Origin of the sequence: Streptomyces oryzae (assembly GCF_017676365.1) — a bacterium.
Lineage (GTDB): Bacteria > Actinomycetota > Actinomycetes > Streptomycetales > Streptomycetaceae > Streptomyces > Streptomyces oryzae.
In genome coordinates this window covers 1-2,761 of the sequence record NZ_JADKMA010000363.1, presented here as the reverse complement: position 1 = coordinate 2,761, position 2,761 = coordinate 1, and the positions used below count along the sequence as shown (strand labels likewise).

The 2,761-nt window shown below is 70.4% G+C and carries 3 protein-coding genes; 2 read left to right on the top strand and 1 reads right to left on the bottom strand.

The features are described from left to right. Positions 1-17: 17 nt before the first annotated feature. Positions 18-1,040, bottom strand: a complete 1,023-nt coding sequence (gene iolC, locus ITI46_RS34045; RefSeq protein WP_209243855.1) for a 5-dehydro-2-deoxygluconokinase — start codon at positions 1,038-1,040, stop codon at positions 18-20. A 238-nt stretch (positions 1,041-1,278) separates the two neighbouring features. Between iolC and ITI46_RS34040 the strand changes: the two genes are divergently transcribed. Beyond that, on the top strand, positions 1,279-2,196 hold the full coding sequence (locus ITI46_RS34040) for a sugar phosphate isomerase/epimerase family protein (RefSeq protein ID WP_209243854.1): 918 nt from the start codon (positions 1,279-1,281) through the stop codon (positions 2,194-2,196). A 213-nt stretch (positions 2,197-2,409) separates the two neighbouring features. After that, positions 2,410-2,604 carry a helix-turn-helix transcriptional regulator gene (locus ITI46_RS34035; protein ID WP_209243852.1) on the top strand — a complete coding sequence of 65 codons (195 nt, stop codon included), beginning with the start codon at positions 2,410-2,412 and terminating at the stop codon, positions 2,602-2,604. The last annotated feature ends 157 nt before the right edge of the window (positions 2,605-2,761 follow it).

Sequence of the window (2,761 nt, the reverse complement as noted above, 5' to 3'; positions counted from 1 at the left end):
GGGTGGGAGCGGCGCGGTCAGGCGCCCAGCAGTTCCTCCACCTCGGGCGCCGCCGGCATGGCGGAGGAGCAGGCCAGCCGGGAGGCGACCAGCGCGCCCGCCGCGTTGGCGTACCGCATCGTGTACTCCAGGTCCCAGCCGGACAGCAGCCCATGGCACAGCGCACCGCCGAACGCGTCGCCCGCGCCGAGGCCGTTGACGACCTCCACCGGGTGCGGGGGCACCTCGGCCACCGTGCCGTCCGCGTGCACGGCGAGCACGCCCTTGGGCCCCTGCTTGACGACGGCCAGTTCCACACCCGCCGCCAGCAGCGCCTCGGCGCAGTCGCGCGGCTCGCGGGTGCCGGTGGCGACCTCGCACTCGGCCAGGTTGCCCACGGCGACGGTGGCGTGCGCGAGGGCTTCGCGGTAGTACGGGCGCGCGGCCTCGGCGGCTTCGGCTTCCGTGCGCTGCCGGTCGGGGCGCTGCCCGTGGGTGCCGGCGCCCCAGAACATCGGCCGCCAGTCCAGGTCGAACACGGTGGCGACCGTCTCGTCCCGGCCGGGCGCGCGGGCGGCGAGCGCGGCGAGGGTGGCGCTGCGGCTGGGCTCCTCGCACAGCCCGGTGCCGGTCATCCAGAAGATCCGCGCCGCGGCGATGCCCGCCAGGTCGAGTCCGTCGGCGCTCAGCTCCAGGTCCGGCGCCTTGGGCTGCCGGTAGAAGTAGAGCGGGAAGTCGTCGGGCGGGAAGATCTCGCAGAAGGTCACCGGTGTGGGGTACGCGGGCACGCTGGTCACCCACCGGTCGTCGACGCCGAAGTCGCGCAGCGCCTCATGGCAGTAGACGCCGAACGGATCGTCCCCGGTGCGGGTGACGACCGCCGTGGCGCGGCCCAGCCGGGAGGCGGCGACGGCCACGTTGGTGGCGGAGCCGCCGAGGAACTTGCCGAAGCTCTCCACGTGCTGGAGCGGCACGCCGGTCTGGAGCGGGTAGATGTCCACCCCGATGCGGCCCATGGTGACCACCTCGTGCGGCGCGCCTCCGTCGTGCGGCTCGGCCATGACGTACGTCCCTCTCCTCGGACTCTTCTCTGTCGGACTCTCGGGCTCTCGGACACTTCGCGACAGGTGCCCGGCACATCGTCCGTCGGGCCGATGGCCACTGTCAATAATTTGTCCTTACATATTGACGTCGCCGCTGCTTCTGGTACTCCATGGGGCGCGCGGCGACTTCGGCAGAATGAAGCGTTGTCCTGACAAACTCTTGACCCAGCCCTGTCGAACGGATTGGCTCGGACCCATGACTGGCACTTCCTCCGCCCCCTCCCTCGACCACATCCGGGTCGGCTCGGCGCCCGACTCCTGGGGGGTGTGGTTCCCCGACGACCCACAACAGGTGCCCTGGCAGCGCTTCCTGGACGAGGTGGCGCAGGCCGGCTACAGCTGGATCGAGCTAGGCCCCTACGGCTACCTGCCGACCGACCCGGCCCGGCTGACCGACGAGGTGACAGCACGCGGCCTGAAGGTCTCCGCCGGCACCGTCTTCACCTCGCTGCACCGGGGACCGGACGTCTGGGACGAGACCTGGGCACACGTCTCCCGGGTCGCCGAGCTCACCCGTGCCATGGGCGCCGCGCACCTGGTGGTCATCCCCTCCTTCTGGCGCGACGACAAGACGGCCGAACTGATCGAACCCGCCGAGCTGACGGCCGAGCAGTGGCGCCATCTCGCCCAGGGCACCGAGCGGTTGGCACGGGAGGTGGGCGAGAAGTACGGGCTGCGCATCGCCGTCCACCCGCACGCGGACACCCATATCGACACCGAGGAACATGTCGTCCGCTTCCTCGACGCGACCGACTCGGAACTGGTCAACCTCTGCCTGGACACCGGCCACTACGCCTACTGCGGCGGCGACAGCGTCGAGTTGATCGAGCGGTACGGCGAACGCATCGACTATCTGCACCTCAAGCAGGTCGACCCGGAGATCCTCGCCGACGTCGTCCGCGAGGGAACGCCATTCGGTCCCGCGGTACGCCAGGGCGTCATGTGCGAACCGCCCTGCGGGGTACCGGAGTTGGAGCCGGTGCTGTCCGCTGCGCAGAAACTGGGCGTTGACCTGTTCGCCATCGTCGAGCAGGACATGTACCCGTGCCCGCCGGACCAGCCCTTCCCCATCGCCGAACGGACCCGGCGGTTCCTGCGGAGTTGCGGGGCCTAGTCAGCAAGACGGCGGACGCAATCAACGCACGGCATTCAATGGGCGAAATCGACCGACGAGGGCCGCAATCGGGCGCACGACAGCCGCGTCACCAATGTCACCGTTTCACGGGTTCGGTGTAACAGCCGTCGCACAGCCCCCCGCCAAGGGTCACTCTCCGTCGTTCACCAGGCACAGGCTGAGAGCTCACCAGCCACCCTGGAGGTGCGAGAGATGGCCGACCGAGAACTGTGGTCGTACAAGGAGATCGCCGCGCACATCAGCGTCCAGCCCGACACCGTCCGCTCCTACCGGAAGCACGGCCTCCTACCGGCGCCCGACCTGGTGGAAGGAGGCAGGCCCTACTGGTTCGCCGACACTGTCCGCGAGTGGGTCACCCGCAGGCCGGGGCACCGGGGCGGACGTTGAGGGAGCCGGGCCCATGACATCCGGAATATCCGCGACCGCTGAACTCTCCTGGGGCGGCACCACCTGTGGTGCCGCCCCAGGAAGCGTGTGGGGGGCGGCGGCCCGGGAAGCGGAGCACTGCGGTGCCCGGTGCCGAAGCACCCGACGCCACAGTCCC